Annotated in this window: 15 protein-coding genes; 3 read left to right on the top strand and 12 right to left on the bottom strand. The window is 67.7% G+C overall.

The features are described 5' to 3' along the window. Nucleotides 1-315: 315 nt before the first annotated feature. The 9 genes from EO174_RS03180 to ccmA all read right to left on the bottom strand — a co-directional run bounded on the left by EO174_RS03180 (nt 316) and on the right by ccmA (nt 7,281). Nucleotides 316-1,329, bottom strand: coding sequence for a tetratricopeptide repeat protein (locus EO174_RS03180; RefSeq protein WP_164740062.1), 1,014 nt, complete (start codon nt 1,327-1,329; stop codon nt 316-318). Beyond that, complete coding sequence (locus EO174_RS03175) at nt 1,329-1,763, bottom strand: cytochrome c-type biogenesis protein (protein ID WP_164740061.1); 435 nt, start codon at nt 1,761-1,763, stop codon at nt 1,329-1,331. The genes EO174_RS03180 and EO174_RS03175 overlap by 1 nt, the downstream gene beginning before the upstream one ends. Next, complete coding sequence (locus EO174_RS03170) at nt 1,760-2,362, bottom strand: DsbE family thiol:disulfide interchange protein (protein ID WP_104582503.1); 603 nt, start codon at nt 2,360-2,362, stop codon at nt 1,760-1,762. Before EO174_RS03170 ends, EO174_RS03175 begins: the two co-directional genes overlap by 4 nt. Continuing rightward, nucleotides 2,355-4,292 carry a heme lyase CcmF/NrfE family subunit gene (locus tag EO174_RS03165; RefSeq protein ID WP_126942159.1) on the bottom strand — a complete coding sequence of 646 codons (1,938 nt, stop codon included), beginning with the start codon at nt 4,290-4,292 and terminating at the stop codon, nt 2,355-2,357. The genes EO174_RS03170 and EO174_RS03165 overlap by 8 nt, the downstream gene beginning before the upstream one ends. 171 nt (nt 4,293-4,463) lie before the next feature. Beyond that, a complete protein-coding gene (gene ccmE / locus EO174_RS03160) occupies nt 4,464-4,934 on the bottom strand; it encodes a cytochrome c maturation protein CcmE (protein WP_104582505.1) in 471 nt (156 codons plus the stop codon). Continuing rightward, nucleotides 4,931-5,101, bottom strand: coding sequence for a heme exporter protein CcmD (locus tag EO174_RS03155; protein ID WP_033483498.1), 171 nt, complete (start codon nt 5,099-5,101; stop codon nt 4,931-4,933). The genes ccmE and EO174_RS03155 overlap by 4 nt, the downstream gene beginning before the upstream one ends. Then, nucleotides 5,098-5,850 (bottom strand): heme ABC transporter permease CcmC, encoded by a 753-nt coding sequence (ccmC, locus tag EO174_RS03150; RefSeq protein ID WP_126942156.1) that lies wholly within the window; start codon nt 5,848-5,850, stop codon nt 5,098-5,100. Before ccmC ends, EO174_RS03155 begins: the two co-directional genes overlap by 4 nt. Nucleotides 5,851-5,944: 94 nt before the next feature. Beyond that, a complete protein-coding gene (gene ccmB / locus EO174_RS03145) occupies nt 5,945-6,640 on the bottom strand; it encodes a heme exporter protein CcmB (protein WP_006452115.1) in 696 nt (231 codons plus the stop codon). Next, entirely contained in the window at nt 6,637-7,281 is a 645-nt protein-coding gene (gene ccmA, locus EO174_RS03140) for a heme ABC exporter ATP-binding protein CcmA (protein WP_104582508.1), read from the bottom strand. The genes ccmB and ccmA overlap by 4 nt, the downstream gene beginning before the upstream one ends. A gap of 243 nt (nt 7,282-7,524) precedes the next feature. On the opposite strand from ccmA, the gene EO174_RS03135 reads away from it, so the two are divergent. Both EO174_RS03135 and EO174_RS03130 read left to right on the top strand, forming a co-directional pair. Next, complete coding sequence (locus tag EO174_RS03135) at nt 7,525-8,673, top strand: pyridoxal phosphate-dependent aminotransferase (protein ID WP_126942153.1); 1,149 nt, start codon at nt 7,525-7,527, stop codon at nt 8,671-8,673. Between the two features lie 147 nt (nt 8,674-8,820). Then, entirely contained in the window at nt 8,821-9,621 is an 801-nt protein-coding gene (locus tag EO174_RS03130; protein WP_126942150.1) for an amidohydrolase, read from the top strand. Nucleotides 9,622-9,714: 93 nt separating this feature from the next. Here EO174_RS03130 and EO174_RS03125 read toward each other — a convergent pair whose 3' ends face one another. Further along, complete coding sequence (locus EO174_RS03125) at nt 9,715-10,485, bottom strand: glutaminyl-peptide cyclotransferase (RefSeq protein ID WP_126942146.1); 771 nt, start codon at nt 10,483-10,485, stop codon at nt 9,715-9,717. Between the two features lie 163 nt (nt 10,486-10,648). Between EO174_RS03125 and EO174_RS03120 the strand changes: the two genes are divergently transcribed. Then, nucleotides 10,649-11,086, top strand: coding sequence for a hypothetical protein (locus tag EO174_RS03120; RefSeq protein WP_104582512.1), 438 nt, complete (start codon nt 10,649-10,651; stop codon nt 11,084-11,086). A gap of 171 nt (nt 11,087-11,257) precedes the next feature. On the opposite strand, the gene EO174_RS03115 is transcribed toward EO174_RS03120, so the two are convergent. Together EO174_RS03115 and scpB are read right to left on the bottom strand one after the other, a co-directional pair. After that, nucleotides 11,258-12,895 (bottom strand): pseudouridine synthase, encoded by a 1,638-nt coding sequence (locus EO174_RS03115; RefSeq protein WP_104582513.1) that lies wholly within the window; start codon nt 12,893-12,895, stop codon nt 11,258-11,260. Further along, a complete protein-coding gene (gene scpB / locus EO174_RS03110) occupies nt 12,888-14,060 on the bottom strand; it encodes an SMC-Scp complex subunit ScpB (RefSeq protein ID WP_206515034.1) in 1,173 nt (390 codons plus the stop codon). Before scpB ends, EO174_RS03115 begins: the two co-directional genes overlap by 8 nt. Nucleotides 14,061-14,072: the final 12 nt, after the last annotated feature.

Raw genomic sequence — 14,072 nt, 5'->3', positions numbered from 1 at the left:
GGACCGTGTGGCGGCATGGATGCCGCCACCGAGCCCCCAGGGACGGGTTCACGGCGTGTCCCGCAAGCGGTGAGGGCACCGCGCTCTCGACGCTGCGGGTTTGCTGCAGAGCCCTTGCCCGCCCACCATCGCAGGACACGCCGCAAGTACGTCCATGTAGGCTCCGGCGAGGCATCCATGCCGCTCAAGGTCCCGCGACGGTGAGCGCGCAAGGACCAGTCGAGATGGTCGGTGTGCGTGGGTTTCAACAGTGCAACCGACGCACTCCGGTGCAGTGTCATCGTTGATTGCGTCGCAACGACATGCGGCGAGCAATCAGTGGCCGATCACCAACTCCACCGGCGCGGCGGCGGGCAGTTCCACCATCACCGGCGCGCTCTCGACATCATCGGCCTGGCGTATCGCGTTGCCGCTGCGCGACAGTCGCGCCAACACCTGCACGGTATCCAGCGACGACAGCGCACGTGTCGGCATCGGGCTGTCGCCATCGTCCAGGGTGATGGTCAACGGCAGCTCGCTCAGCGTGTGTCTTTCCACTGCTACCGGCATCGGGGTGTCTGCAGCGCGTGCGATGACGAAGACGCCGGTATCGCCGGGCATTCCGGCGCGTTTGGCGAACTCGGCATCCAGCGTCACCCGCACCTTGATGCGTTTTCCGCTGGCTGCATCGATGGCAGTTGCAGCCGGCGCTTGGATCGGCGCCAGCCTGGCTTCCTGGCGCGCGGCGTTGATCTGTTCGAGCAGGCCGGGGCGGGTCGGGGCATCGACCACACGCAGCAATGGCTCCCAGGTCTCGCTGGCCCTGGCCGGCTGGCCGGCCTGTCGTTGCACCACACCCAGGAACCAGCGTGCACGTTGATGGTCCGGTTGCACGTTGAGCGCGTGTTCCAGCAGACGCATGGCCTGCGGATCCGGGCGCCCGCTGTCGTCGGCGAGCATGCGCGACTGCGCGGCAGCCACCAGTACGTCCGGCTCGTCCGGACGCAGTGCGACCGCGCGCGCAAACGCATCGCGCGCTTCGGCAAATTTCTGTTGGCTGGACAGCGAGCGCCCCAGCAACACCCAGCCTTCGGCCTGGTCGGGATCGCGCGCCAGTGCCGCGCGCAGCTGCATGATGGCTTCATCCAGCGAGCGTGGCGTGGCCGGTCGCTCGGCGGGCGCCCGGATCGCGCCCGGCGTGCCGACCTGCCAATACAGCGCCGCGCTCGCGGCCAGCAGCAACACCGCGATGCCGGCAGTCAGCCCGCGCGCATCGCGCCACAGCGGCCGCAGCGCCACGCCGAAAACGACCAGGGCCAGCACCACCACGGCAATGACGAAGCCGACCATCACCACTCCTGCTCATCGGCGGGCAAGGCGGGCGCAGCCACGCTACGTCGACGCACCACCAACGCGACGGCGCCACCGCCGATCAACAGCGCCAGCAGCGGACCGAACCACAACAGCCAGGTCCGCGATTCCACACGCGGGCGGTACAGCACGAACTCGCCATAGCGCTCCACCAGGAACTGGCGGATCTGCGCATCGCTGCGCCCTTCGTGCATCAATGCCAGCACTTCGCGGCGCAGGTCCTGGGCGATCTGCGCATTGGAATCGGCCAGTGACTGGTTCTGGCACTGCACGCAGCGCAGCTCGGCGGTCAACGCATGGAAGCGCGCCTCTTCGTCGGCCGAGGCGTAGCGCAGCGGCGCCGGGTCGCCGGCCGGCTGGGCCAGGGCCAGCCAGGGCAACAGCAGCAGCGTCAGCAGCCAGGCTCGTATCATTGTTTGGCGTGCAGGTCCGGTGCGGCACTGGGCGAGCGCTCGATCTTGCGCAGCACCGGAATCAGCTGGGTGTCGATGACGGACTGGGTTAGCATGCCGCTGTACTTCCAGCGCACCACGCCGCGCCCGTCGACCAGGAAGGTCTCCGGCGCCGCGGCGATGCCGAAGTCGATTGCGGTGCGGCCATCCTTGTCGGCCACCACCAGCAGGTACGGGTTGCCCAGTTGCTCGAGCCAGCGCAGTGCATCGGTGCGCTCGTCCTTCCAGTTGTAGCCGATCACGCGCACGCGTTTGGTCAGCGCAAAGCGGCTCAATACCGGATGCTCTTCGCGGCAGGCCGGGCACCAGCTGCCCCACACATTGATGATGTACGGTGCGCCGCGTAGTTCGCGCGCGTGCACCACGATGCTGGGGTCGTGCAGCAGCGGCAGCGCGAACTCCGGCGCAGGCTTGCCGATCAGCGCAGAGGGCAGGGCATCGCGATCGTCCTGACCGGAGCGCACCACCGCATAGACCAGCAGCGCTGCCAGTGCGAGCAGCAGCACGATGGCACCCACCAGAACCGCAGTGGGCAGGCGGGGTGAACGTGACTCAACCATCTTGGATCTCCGGAGAACGACGAAAACGCCGGTCGGCCGCGGTAACCAGGCCGCCGAGCGCCATCAGCAGCGCTCCCAGCCAGATCCAGCGGACAAACGGTTTGAGGTGGACGCGGACCGCCCAGGCCTGATTGCCCAGCGGTTCGCCAAGGGCGACATACAGGTCGCCGAACGGGCCGGGGCGGATCGCCGCCTCGGTCAGGGTCTGCCCGCCGCTGGCGTAGCGGCGTTTTTCCGCGTGCAGCAGGCCGACCGGCACATCATCCTCGAACACCTGCAGGTTGGCACGGTCGGAAACGTAATTGGGCCCGCGCAGTTCTTCGACGTCATCAAAGTGCAGCATGTAGCGGCCGATCTGCATCTGCTGCCCGGGCGCCAGCGCGACCTCGCGCTGCAGGCTCAGCGATTCCACCAGCAACGCACCGGCCAGGAAGACCGCCACGCCCAGGTGGGCCAGCACCATGCCCAGCATTTCGGCGGTGAATTTACGGCCCTTGGCGGCGCGCCGTGTCCACAAAAAGCGCAGCGTGCCCAACAGCACCCAAGCCGCGCCGGCCACGCCGATCGCCGCCTTCCACTGCCCCTGCGGCGCGGCGAACCAGGCCAATACGCCTGCGGCAACCGCCAGTCCGGCCCAGGGCCCGAGCATCGCCACCGGGCGCGAGGCCTGCTCGCGCTGCCAGCGGGTCAGCGGACCGAACGGCAGCAGCGCCACCAACGGCGCCATCAGCACCACGAACAAGGTGCCGAAGTAGGGCGGGCCGACCGACAGCTTGCCCAGGCCCAAGGCGTCGGCGAGCAGCGGATACAGCGTGCCCAGCAACACCATCGCGCAGGCGCAGGTGAGCAACAGGTTGTTCAACAGCAACAAGGTTTCGCGCGAGCTGCCGGCAAAGGCGCGGCGCGGATCATCGACCAGCGACAAGCGAGGCGCGCGGATCGCGTACAGCACCAGCGAGCCACCCACCACCGCCAGCAGGAACACCAGGATGAACAGGCCGCGCGAGGGATCGGCCGCAAACGCATGCACGCTGGTCAGCACGCCCGAGCGCACCAGGAAGGTGCCCAGCAGCGATAGCGAAAACGCGGCGATCGCCAGCAGCAGGGTCCAGCTGGCGAAGCTGCCGCGCTTTTCGGTGACCGCCTGCGAATGCAGCAACGCGGTGCCCACCAGCCACGGCATGAAACTGGCGTTTTCGACCGGGTCCCAGAACCACCAGCCACCCCAGCCCAGCTCGTAATACGCCCACCAGCTGCCGAGCGCGATGCCGACGGTGAGCATCGCCCAGGCCACATTGGTCCATGGCCGCGTCCAGCGCAGCCAGCGCGCATCCATGCGGCCTTCCAGCAACGCGGCGATGGCGAAGGCGAATGGCACCGCAAAGCCGACATAGCCGCAGTACAACATCGGCGGATGGATGATCAGCCCCGGGTCCTGCAACAGCGGATTGAGGTCGGCGCCTTCCAGCGGCACCGGCAACAAGCGCGCGAACGGGTTGGAGGTGAACAGCAAAAAGGCCAGGAAGCCGATGCTGACCAGGGCCATCACCCCGAGCACGCGCGCGATGACGTGCGCGGGCAGCTGCCGCGACCACAACGCCACCGCACCGGTCCACAGCGCCAGCACCAGCGTCCACAGCAGCAATGAACCTTCGTGCGCGCCCCACACCGCCGAATAGCGATACATCACCGGCAGCAGGCTGTTGGAATTCTCGGCGACGTAGCGCACCGAAAAATCCTGCACCAGGAATGCATGCGTCAACAGCGCGAAGGCCGCCGCAATCAGGCCCAGCTGCACCAACGCGGCTGGCCGCGCCACGGCCATCCAGCTGCTGCGTCCGCGCTGCGCACCGGCCAGCGGCAACGCGGCCTGCAGCAGGGCCACCAGCAACGCCAGAATCAGCAGGAAGGTACCGAGCTCAGGCAGCATCGGGTCGGCGTATTGGTGAGCATGCAGTGGGGCAACGAATACGGGCGCAAGGCAGGGGCGGCATCCATGCAGCATCTGCCTGCGCCTGCCTGCGCGCAGCGACGGCGTCGGCCGCGCAAGCACCTTGCACGCCAACACCGTGCAGCAACGCGAACGTCGTGATGCCTGACATCACCGCAGCGCTCCGGCCTGGTCCGCGGCCGCCGGCACATCGTGCTTGCGGTGCGCGCTGCCCATCTTGTCGGCGACTTCCTTCGGCATATAGGTCTCGTCGTGCTTGGCCAGGATCTCTTCGGCCACGAACACGCCGTGCTGCATGCGACCGGTCGCCACCACCGCCTGTCCCTCGCGAAACAGGTCCGGCAGGATGCGGTCGTAGCGGACCGGCAACTGCGCATCGCCATCGGTGACGCGGAACTGCGCTTCCAACGAACCGGAGGCGCGCTGGAACGAGCCTTTCTCCACCATGCCGCCGAGCCGGAAGCGCGCGTGCTCGCCGGCGTCGCCGCGCAGCACTTCCGACGGTGTGTACAGATAGGCCACGTTGCGCTGCAGTGCCATTGCCACCAGCGTGGTCGCCAGGCCGCCGGCCAGTACCAGCGCAATCACCAGCCAGATCCGGCGGCGCCGTTGCGGGTTCACCGGATCAGCTCCGCATCGCTGGGCACCGCGCGCTTGCGCTCGCGCAGGCGCCGCGCCTGCGCGATCTTCAACGCGCGACGCACCTGCCAGCGGCCGGCGATCAGGTCCCACAGCAGCACCAGCACGAACACCGCGTAGGCGGCGATGACGTAGGGCAGGTAGCTCATGCCACGCCCTCCGGCGCATCGCGCACGATCCAGGCCTTGCCGGCCTCGCGGCGCAGGTTGTCGGCGCGCGCACGCGTCAGCAGCGAACCGGCGAACCAGAACTTGGTGCCGATCACCATCAGCCACAGCGGCAGCAGCATGCTCGCATCGATGGTGGAAGGGCCGAGCAGGCGAATGCTCTGGCCCTGATGCAGCGAGTTCCACCACACCACCGAATAGCGGATCACCGGCAGCAGCGCCACGCCGACGATCGCCAGCAAGGCGGCCGCGCGTGCGGCCTGACGGCGATCGTCGATGGCCTGGTACAGGCCGATCACGCCCAGATACAGGAACAGCAGGATCAGCTCGGTGGTCAGGCGCGGGTCCCAATCCCACCAGGCGCCCCACATCGGCTTGCCCCAGATGCTGCCGGTCAGCAGGGTGATCACGGTGAACGCCGCGCCGATCGGCGCGCAGGCCATTGCCAGGATCTCGCAGATCTTGATGCGCCAGATCAGCGCGATCGCCGCGTACACCGCCATCAACCCGAACACGAACAGGCTCATCCACGCGCTTGGCACATGGATATACAGAATGCGAAAGCTGTCGCCCTGCTGGTAGTCGGCCGGCACCGCAAACAAGGCCTGCCAGATGCCCGCGCCCAGCAACACCGCGGCCAGCGCGTGGCACCACGGCGCCCAGCGCGCAGTGAAACGGTCGAAGGTCGGGGGCGAGGCGAGTTGATGGAACCAGCGGACGACGACGTTCATGCGATGGCAACGGCCTTTGGAATGGCATTGGCTCTCGAAACAGCAACAACGCAGTGAGTGGAGCGTCTTATCGACAGCGCATCGACCGCACGGCTCAACTCAACGAAATCCGGATCGCGGCAGCCGCAGCCAGCGGTGCCAGCACCACGCCGATCACCAGTCCGGCGCCCAGCAACAACAACGCACCCACCGCATCCTGGCCCTGGCCGCTGGCCGCCACGCTGCCGGCACCGAACACCAGCACCGGTACGTACAACGGCAACGCCAGCAACGCCACGAGAATACCAGAGCGTTTCATCGTCACCGTCAGCGCCGCGACCACGGCGCCAAGCAGACTCAGAAGCGGTGTACCCAGTGCCAACGATGCCAGCAGTACCGGTAGCTGGTCATGTGGCAGGTGCAGCAATTCGCCCAGCAGCGGGGTCACCGCGATCAACGGCAGCGCGCTGGTGGCCCAGTGCAGCAGCACGCGCACCGCGATCAGCCACGCCAATGGCACCGGCGCCAGCAGCCATTGCTCCATCGAGCCGTCTTCCACATCGCTGCGGAACAGCGCATCCAGCGACAGCAGGCCGGCCAGCAGCACCGACAGCCACAGCACCGCCGGCGCGGCCTGCGCCAGCAGGTCGGGGCGCCCGCCCAGGCCCAGCGCGAACAACACCACGATCAACAGGGCGAACAACGCCGGCTGCAAGGCATCGCTGCGACGGCGCCACAGCAGCTGCAGGTCGCGGCTGAGCAGTGCACGCGCGGCCTGCCACAGCGACGGTTGTGGCGAATGCAGGCTCATGCCGCCGTCTCCAGCGTGAGCATGCGCGTGCGCACCGGCGGCGCCGCGTAGGCACCGTGGGTGGTGACCAGCGCCGCGCCGCCACCGCGCAGGTGCGCGGAGATCATCCGGTTGACCAGGGTGATGCCGTCCAGGTCCAGGTTGGCATAGGGCTCGTCCAGCAGCCACAGCGGGGCCGGCGACAACCACAGCCGCGCCAGCGCCAGGCGTTTGCGCTGGCCGGCCGACAGCTGCCGCACCAATGCGTCTTCGTAGCCGGCCAGGCCGACGATGGCCAGCGCGCTGCCAGGCATCTGCTTGGCGCGTCGGCCATGCAGGCCGCACAGGAAGTGCAGGTTCTCCAGCGTGCTGAGATCGGCCTTCAGGCCCGGCAAATGGCCCAGATAGGCCATGAAGCGGCTGCGATCGCCGCGCCGCGCAGTCTTGCCGTCGATCTGGATCTGCCCCCGCTCCACATGCAGCAGCCCGGCCAGCACCCGCAGCAGCGTGGTCTTGCCGGCGCCGTTGTCGCCCTGCACCAGCAGCGCTTCGCCGGCATCGACATGGAAATCCAGCGGGCCGAACACCGGCTCCTCGTTGCGGCTGAAAGCCAGCGCGCGCGCCGCCAGCAGCGGTGGCGCAGTGTGCAGCGGTTCGATCATCGGCGCAGCGGGCTCCCGTCGCAGGACGGCATGGGGTGGGCGAGCGGTGTCGTGCCATCGCGGGGAAGCAGCTGGCACGACACGCTGTGAGGCAGGGCGCGCATTGTAGCGACGATGGCCCGCTGCCGGGGCGCATCGGGCGGCGTGATGTGTCCGGGAACGCTGTTTTGCACCGCCCGGGCGCACCCACCTGGCGGCTTTGCGTACACTCGCGGTCCCCCGTTTGCTGCCTGGACAGGCCCGATGCCCCTCACGACCAAGCTGCCCAAGGTGGGCACCACCATCTTCACCGTCATGTCGCAGTTGGCGGCCGAACACGGCGCGGTGAATCTGGGCCAGGGTTTTCCCGATTTCGCGGTGCCGTCGCGGCTGGTCGATGAACTGACCAAGGCCATGGCGGCCGGCCACAACCAGTACCCGCCGATGACCGGCGTGGTGGCCCTGCGCCAGGCCATTGCCGGCAAGGCGCAGCGCTGCTATGGCGCGCAGGTCGATGCCGACAGCGAGATCACCGTCACCAGCGGTGCCACCGAGGCGATCTTCAACGCCATCCACGCGGTGGTGCGTGCCGGCGAGGAGGTCATCGTGCTGGACCCGGCCTACGACTGCTACGAGCCGGCGATCGACCTGGCCGGCGCGCGCGCGGTGCACGTGGCGCTGGACCCGCAGACCTTCGCCGTCGACTGGCCGGCGCTACGCGCGGCGATCACGCCGAAGACGCGCCTGCTGATGATCAACTCGCCGCACAATCCCTCCGGCGCGATGCTGTCTGCCGACGACATGCAGACCCTGACCGAGCTGCTGCGCGGCAGCGACATCTTCCTGCTCTCGGACGAGGTGTACGAACACATCGTGTTCGATGGCCGCCGCCACGAATCGGTGCTGCGCTGGCCGGAATTGCGCGAGCGTGCGTTCGTGATTTCCAGCTTCGGCAAGACCTATCACTGCACCGGCTGGAAGATCGGCTACGCCATCGCGCCGCCGGCATTGAGCGCCGAGTTCCGCAAGGTGCACCAGTACAACACCTTCACCAGCTTCGGCCCGGCCCAGCATGCATTTGCCGCGATGATCCGCGACGAACCCGAACACGACGAGCAACTCGGCGCGTTCTACCAGGCCAAGCGCGATCGTTTCCGCGAGCAGTTGCTGACCACGCGCCTGCAGCCGTTGCCGGTGCCCGGCGGCTATTTCCAGCTGGTGGACTATTCGGCGGTCAGCGACCTGCCTGACACCGAGTTCGTGAAGTGGCTGACGGTGGAGAAGGGCGTGGCCGCAATTCCGCTGTCGCCGTTCTACCAGACGGCGCCGCAAGGACAACGACTGGCCCGGCTATGCTTTGCCAAGAACGATGCGACGCTGGATGCGGCGATCGCGCGGTTGCAGCAGTTCTGACGAGCTGGGATTCGGGAATGGGGATTCGGGAATCGTAAGAGCGGTTGGTCGCTTTTTTACCTGATCTGCACTTGGCCCGATGACATGACGCCCTCACCAAACCGCTGTCCTATTCCCTATTCCCTATTCTCCATTCCGAGCCTCAGCATGCACGACCTCCGCATCTCGCTTGTCCAAGGCGACACCCGCTGGCATGACCCGGCCGGCAATCGCGACTATTACGGTGCCTTGCTGGAGCCCTTGGCCGGGCAGACCGATCTGGTGGTCCTGCCGGAGACCTTCACCAGCGGGTTCTCCAACGATGCCATCGACAAGGCCGAGGACATGGACGGGCCGACTGTTGCCTGGCTGCGTGCGCAGGCTGCGCGGCTGGGGGCGGCGGTCACCGGCAGCGTGCAGCTGCGCACCGGGCAGGGCGTGTTCAACCGGCTGCTGTGGGCCACGCCGGACGGGGCGCTGCAGTCCTACGACAAGCGCCATCTGTTCCGCTTCGGCAACGAGCACCTGCGCTACGCGGCCGGGCGCGATCGCCTGACGGTGGAGTGGAAGGGCTGGCGGATCAATCCGCAGGTCTGCTACGACCTGCGCTTTCCGGTGTTCTGCCGCAATCGCTTCGATGTCGAGCGCCCGGGCCAGCTGGATTTCGATCTGCAGCTGTTCGTTGCCAACTGGCCATCCGCGCGCGCCTATGCCTGGAAGACGCTGCTGCGCGCACGTGCGATCGAGAACCTGTGCTTCGTGGCGGCGGTCAACCGCGTCGGCGTCGATGGCAATCAGCTGCACTACGCCGGCGACAGCGCGGTGATCGATTTCCTCGGCCAGCCGCAGGTGGAAATCCGCGAGCAGCCGCAAGTGGTCACCACCATCCTCAGCGCTGCCGCCCTGGCCGAACATCGCGCACGCTTCCCTGCGATGCTGGATGCCGATGAATTTGTGATTCGGGATTAGGGATTGGGGATTGGTGCAAGCAGGCAAGGCATAGCTATCCGTTTGCCCGCTGTTGCGAATCCCAAATCCCCAATCCCCAATCCCCAATCCCGTCTACTCACCCAGCTTGATCTCGTAGATCTTCGGCCACCGCTTGCCGGTGACGAACAGGCGATCGTGCTCGGCGTCGTAGGCGATGCCGTTGAGCACATCGTTGCCGGGGTCGGTCAGGGTGTCGGCGTCCGGTACCAGCGCCTGCAAGTCGATCCAGGCGATCACCTTGCCGCTGGCCGGGTCGATGCGCGCGATGCGGGTGGTCAACCAGAGGTTCGCCAACAGCTCGCCTTTCACCCATTCCAGCTCGTTGAGATTGTCCAGCGCCTTGCCGCCGGCAGTGACCTTGATGCTGCCGACCTGCTGCAGCGTCTGTGGATCCAGCCGCCGAATGCGGGCAGTGCCATCGCTCATGTACAGGCTGCTGGCGTCGCGGGTCAGCGCCCACCCCTCGCCGGAATAGCTGAACTGCGTGCGCGGCGTCAGCGTGGCCAGGTCGTAGACAAACCCGCGCTGGTTGCGCCAGGTCAGCTGGATCAGGCGGTCGTGCCAGGCCACGATGCCTTCGCCAAAAAAAGGCAACGGTGTCGTGACCTGCTGCAGGACGCGGCCGGTCTCCAGCTCGACCTTGCGCACGCTGGAGCGGCCCAACTCACCGGTGCTCTCGTACAGGAACCCGTCGAGATAGAACAGGCCTTCGGTAAAGGCGGCGGTGTCGTGCGGATAAGTGCGCACGACGGTATAGCCCTGGGTCGGGACGGCGTCGCTGCAATGGGCGAGCGGAGGCAGCAGCAGGGCGGCGAGGAGCAGGCTGTAGGCAGTTCGTGGCATGTGGCGATCATCCCACGCCGCGGTTGCAGACCGTCATGGCGCAGGCAGCCAGCGGCGAATAATCATTCGCTGAACGGTCGCCTGCGCGGTGCCGGCATGTTGTCGCGGCTGCCACATCGGCGCTGCTAGGCTCGGCGCCACGTTCACCAACCGGAATGCCCGCATGATCAAGTCACTTTCCCTTCTCGCGCTGCTGGGCGCCGCCACGCTGGCACCGCAGGCGCAGGCCGCCGGCAACATCGACTGCCAGCTGTCGTTCAACCTGTCGGGCTGGTCGGTGTTCTACAAGACCGCCAGCGGCACCGGCACCATCACCTGCGACAACGGCGCGGTGATCCCGGTCAAGATCTCCAGCAAGGGCGGTGGCCTGACCGTCGGCAAGTCCAAGATCGTCGGTGGCCGCGGCAGCTTCTCCGGCGCCTACAGCCTCAATGATCTATTCGGCACCTATGCAGCGGCCGAAGCGCATGCCGGCATCGTCAAGTCCAGCACCGCACAGGTGGTCACCAAGGGCGACATTTCGCTGGCACTGGCCGGAACCGGCGAGGGCGTGGATCTGGGTGTCAATGTCGGCAACTTCGTGATCGAGCGCCGCAAGTAATTCGCCGGTCGAGCGCGCGGTGCCTCGCCGCTCGCGCGACCCGCGGTGACTTCATCGAGCAGGGCAGATCACACCGACCCATCCGCGCTTTGACCTGGACGTCGGGCGTGCTCTGAGCAGCAACGAAAAACGGCCCTTCGCAGGGCCGTTTTTCATGTGCGTCTTGCCAGCTTAGCGTCCGCGATTACCGCCGCCTGGCGGGCGACGATTGCCGCCACCCGGCGGACGACCACCCGGGCCGCCGGGGCCACGCGACGCGCCGCCGGGACCACCCGGACCGCGATTGCCGCCCGGACCACGGTTGCCACCGGGGCCGCCTGCACGTGCGCCGCTCGGGCGGCCGGCTGCCGGACGTGCCGCGCCATACGGGCTGAAGCCCGGGTTGGCGTGGTCGGACGGAAAGCTCGGCGCATTGCCCGGATGACCATAGGGATGCTTGCGCTGGCCTTGGCCCTGCGACTGGCCCTGTCCGCCACCGGCGCCGCCACGCCCCTGGCCAGCTGCGCCGGGACGTGCATTGCCCGGGCCGCCGCCTGGACGCGCGCCACCCGGACCCTTCTTCGCATACGGGCGCGCCTGGCCGGTGCCGGGGCCACTGGGACCGGCATTGCGGTGACCGCTGGGGCCGGTACTCACGCCATCGGGCACGTACCAGCTGCGGAACGCGGCCGGGTTGCCGTCCGGCAGGGCACGGTCGCCCTTGCCGGGAGCGCGCTGCTTGAACGGGCGCTGCTGCGACTGTTTGGCCGCCGCTTCGCCGCTGACGGTGAGGCCGCCGCGGAAACCGCCCGGCTTGCCACGGCCACGGCCGCCGCGATCCTCGCGCAGATTGTCGAAGCGACGCAGCTCACGGCCTTCGTCGGCGCCGGAGGTCTGGCCGTTGACATAGGCATTGCTGCGGCCATCGCGCGAGACGTGCACGGTGGACTTGGCGGCGCGGCGCTGGCCGATCACCGGCTGCAGCGTCAATGCCGAGGGCGCGCCTTCTTCCAGCTTGAGTTCGGCGCGCAGGGCATCGACCTTGTCCTGCGCCACTTCGATCGACTGCCCACGCAGCAGCTCGCGCGGCAGCGAGATCTTGCCGTAGCGGCTGCGCTTGAGGCGACTGACCTGGCAGCCCTGCGACTCCCACAGCCGGCGCACTTCGCGGTTGCGGCCTTCCTTGACCACCACGCGGAACCAGTCGTGCGAGTCGGTGCCGCCGATGCGTTCGATCTCGTCGAACTTGGCGCCGCCGTCTTCCAGCAGCACGCCGCGCGATAGGCGCTCGATGATCGCGTCGGAGACCTTGTCCTCGCCTTCCGGCGCACGCACGCGCACCACGTATTCGCGCTCGACCTCGTAGGAGGGATGCATCATCGCGTTGGCCAGCTCACCGTCGGTGGTCAGCAGCAGCAGGCCGGTGGTGTTGATGTCCAGGCGGCCGATCGCGATCCAGCGCGAACCCTTCAATACCGGCAGCGACTCGAACACGGTCGGCCGGCCTTCGGGATCTTCGCGCGTGGTCACTTCGCCTTCGGGCTTGTTGTAGATCAGCACGCGGGCCGGTTCGGTCAGCGCGCTGGCCACGAAACTGCGGCCATCGAGCTCGATCTTGTCGCCGCTGCGCACCGACATGCCGGTCTGCGCGACGGCGCCATTGACCTTGATCAGGCCATCGGCAATGCGCTGTTCCAGCGCGCGGCGCGACCCCAGGCCGGCCTGGGCCAGCACCTTGTGCAGGCGCTCTTCCAGCTTGGGCGCTTCGGGCGCGCTGTCGCGCTTGAGGGAAAGCTTGTTCAACGACAGCTTGCGGGGGGTGTCACTCATGTGTCTGGCTCCGGCCGACGCGTTGCGGGTCGGCCTCTGGGTCGGAATCGGCTTCGTCAACAGCCACGGTCGTCGTCGCGACGGCGTTGTCTTCGTCTTCGTTCACTGCTTCCGCGCGCGTTCCCGGCGCGGTGTCGGGGTCGCCCTCACGGGCGTCATCTGGGTCCAACGGGTTCGTGTCCTGTGCCGAGGCATGCCCGGCGCGTTGCGCTGTCTGGTCACTCGCCTCATCGGCGCTGGCGCGGTCATCGACCGCGTCGGCGTGGTATTCGTTTTCTTCGTCGACGGCAGTTACGGTGCCGGCAGTCTGATCTTCGACATCGACATCGCCATCGACGTGCATTGCATCATCGGTGTCGCCGGTTGCGTCGACCGTGCTGTCCGCTGCCGGCAGACCGTCTGCATCGCGGTGTTCGGGCGCAGCGTCGCTCGGGCCGGCATCGGCGTCAGTGCCACCCTCCGACTCCACGCCAGCCGCAGCGGTGGTCGCCGCACCAGCGCCGTCTGCAACCGCCATCTGTGCATCGGCGTCCGCAGCCGGACCTGCTTCGGCAAGCTCGGCATCCATTGCTGCCGACGCCGGGACCGCGCCATCCAGTTGCCCGTCGCGGTCCAGCGGCAGCTGCGGTTCCAGCTCGGCGATGTCCTTCAACTCAGACAATGGCGGCAGCTCGTCCAATCGCTTGAGCCCGAAGTAATCCAGGAAGCCCTTGGTGGTGCCGAACAGGGCCGGCTTGCCGGGCACGTCGCGGTGGCCCACCACGCGGATCCATTCGCGTTCTTCCAGCGCCTGGATGATGTTGCTGCTGACCGCCACGCCGCGCACCTGTTCGATCTCGCCGCGGGTGATCGGCTGGCGGTAGGCGATCAGTGCCAGGGTTTCCAGCGTGGCGCGGGTGTACTTGGTGCGGCGCTCGGTCCACAGCCGGGCAACCCAGCCATGCACCTCGGCCTTGACCTGGAAGCGGAAGCCCGAGGCCACCTCGACCAGTTCCACGCCGCGCTCGGCGCAGCCCTCGCGCAGCAGTTCCAGCGCGCGCTCGACGCTGCCGGGCGGCGCCGGCTCTTCTTCGGGAAACAGTCCCTGCAGCTGTGCCAGCGTCAGCGGCTGGCTGCTCGCCAGCAGGGCGGCCTCGATAATGCGGGTGATCAACGCTTGATCCATTCGGTGATCGGC

Origin of the sequence: Xanthomonas sp. BRIP62418 (genome assembly GCF_003993495.1) — a bacterium.
GTDB lineage: Bacteria > Pseudomonadota > Gammaproteobacteria > Xanthomonadales > Xanthomonadaceae > Xanthomonas > Xanthomonas euroxanthea.
Note: the sequence above shows the minus strand (reverse complement) of the source record. Positions and strands in the feature narration are given on the sequence as shown.

Excerpts from the sequence above, each read along its gene's own strand:
- EO174_RS03180 (WP_164740062.1), bottom strand. The coding sequence starts at position 1,329 with ATGGTCGGCTTCGTCATTGCCGTGGTGGTGCTGGCCCTGGTCGTTTTC.
- EO174_RS03175 (WP_164740061.1), bottom strand. The coding sequence starts at position 1,763 with ATGATACGAGCCTGGCTGCTGACGCTGCTGCTGTTGCCCTGGCTGGCC.
- EO174_RS03170 (WP_104582503.1), bottom strand. The coding sequence starts at position 2,362 with ATGGTTGAGTCACGTTCACCCCGCCTGCCCACTGCGGTTCTGGTGGGT.
- EO174_RS03165 (WP_126942159.1), bottom strand. The coding sequence starts at position 4,292 with ATGCTGCCTGAGCTCGGTACCTTCCTGCTGATTCTGGCGTTGCTGGTG.
- EO174_RS03155 (WP_033483498.1), bottom strand. The coding sequence starts at position 5,101 with ATGAGCTACCTGCCCTACGTCATCGCCGCCTACGCGGTGTTCGTGCTG.
- ccmC (WP_126942156.1), bottom strand. The coding sequence starts at position 5,850 with ATGAACGTCGTCGTCCGCTGGTTCCATCAACTCGCCTCGCCCCCGACC.
- ccmB (WP_006452115.1), bottom strand. The coding sequence starts at position 6,640 with ATGAGCCTGCATTCGCCACAACCGTCGCTGTGGCAGGCCGCGCGTGCA.
- ccmA (WP_104582508.1), bottom strand. The coding sequence starts at position 7,281 with ATGATCGAACCGCTGCACACTGCGCCACCGCTGCTGGCGGCGCGCGCG.
- EO174_RS03135 (WP_126942153.1), top strand. The coding sequence starts at position 7,525 with ATGCCCCTCACGACCAAGCTGCCCAAGGTGGGCACCACCATCTTCACC.
- EO174_RS03130 (WP_126942150.1), top strand. The coding sequence starts at position 8,821 with ATGCACGACCTCCGCATCTCGCTTGTCCAAGGCGACACCCGCTGGCAT.
- EO174_RS03125 (WP_126942146.1), bottom strand. The coding sequence starts at position 10,485 with ATGCCACGAACTGCCTACAGCCTGCTCCTCGCCGCCCTGCTGCTGCCT.
- EO174_RS03120 (WP_104582512.1), top strand. The coding sequence starts at position 10,649 with ATGATCAAGTCACTTTCCCTTCTCGCGCTGCTGGGCGCCGCCACGCTG.
- EO174_RS03115 (WP_104582513.1), bottom strand. The coding sequence starts at position 12,895 with ATGAGTGACACCCCCCGCAAGCTGTCGTTGAACAAGCTTTCCCTCAAG.
- scpB (WP_206515034.1), bottom strand. The coding sequence starts at position 14,060 with ATGGATCAAGCGTTGATCACCCGCATTATCGAGGCCGCCCTGCTGGCG.